This window comes from Rhodococcus phenolicus, from assembly GCF_001646785.1.
Lineage (GTDB): Bacteria > Actinomycetota > Actinomycetes > Mycobacteriales > Mycobacteriaceae > Rhodococcus > Rhodococcus phenolicus.
The window spans coordinates 1-949 of record NZ_LRRH01000214.1 but is presented as its reverse complement, the minus strand read 5'-3'; the positions used below and the strand labels follow the sequence as shown (position 1 = coordinate 949).

1 protein-coding gene is annotated in these 949 nt (G+C 72.7%); it reads left to right on the top strand.

The genetic code is table 11. The features are described from left to right. The first annotated feature begins 80 nt into the window (after positions 1 to 80). Positions 81 to 434 carry an anti-sigma factor gene (locus A8G15_RS28965; RefSeq protein ID WP_068166642.1) on the top strand — a complete coding sequence of 118 codons (354 nt, stop codon included), beginning with the start codon at positions 81 to 83 and terminating at the stop codon, positions 432 to 434. Positions 435 to 949 lie beyond the last annotated feature (515 nt).

Genomic DNA, 949 nt, shown 5'->3' with positions numbered 1-949 from the left:
GGCACTGCGCGAGCATCTCCGCGAGAATGCGGAGAACGAGTCCGGTCGAGTCCGTGCGGGGTAGCCGCCAGGAGGGTTTGATGACGATGGCGTACCCGCCCCGACAGTTCGGGTCCACCGAGCATCTGGCCAGCGAAGCCGTAGCGGCGTACGTGGACGGCGAACTGCGGATGAACGCGTACCTGCGCGCCTCGCAGCACCTGTCCGTGTGCCCGGAGTGCGCGGCCGAGGTCGAAGCCCAGCAGCAGGCACGGCTCGCGCTGCGCAACGCCGCCCGTCGCGCCCCGCAGATGCCGAGTTCGCTGCTCGGCGCACTCAGCAACATCCCCACCCACCTCCAGGACACGACCGGGCAGACCCCGCATCCGCTGTTGTCCGGCCAGGACCCGATGTGGTCGGTGGGACGCCGCTGGTCGATCCGCCGTCGGCGTTGACACCGTCCGCACAGGACCTCGCCCGCCGGGACCGGCTGGGCGGAGGCGGTCGCGACGGCACCGCTGCCGTCGGTGATACTGGGCACATCGAGTTCGGGCCCATCGGTGATACTGGGCATCGTGACTGACCACGACGGGGGAGACGGGCACGCGTGACGGCGGAATCAGTGCAGCAGTCCGGGTGGCGCGCCACCGACACCGACGGTGAACCGGCCGGTGACGCCGCCGCGCCGACCGCGATCGAGCGTCCGGCGGATGCCTGCCGCGGCCGCCGGCCGACCCGGATGCCGACGCCGCCGGCGAGGGCCCCGAACCCGACCCCTGGCGCGATCCGTCGACCCCGGTACGGCTCGGTCCCGCCGCGCAGCAGGCCGGTGAGCAGGAACTGCCGCCCGGACGCAAACTCACCCTGCGCGAGGTGCTGTTCGACCGTCGCATCGAGCCGCGTGCCCTCGCGACCCTCGCCGCGGTCGCCGTCGCGATCGGCATGGTGGGCGGGCTGATCGTCGCGCTCG

Coding starts and splice junctions, on each gene's coding strand:
- A8G15_RS28965 (WP_068166642.1), top strand. CDS start 81: ATGACGATGGCGTACCCGCCCCGACAGTTCGGGTCCACCGAGCATCTG.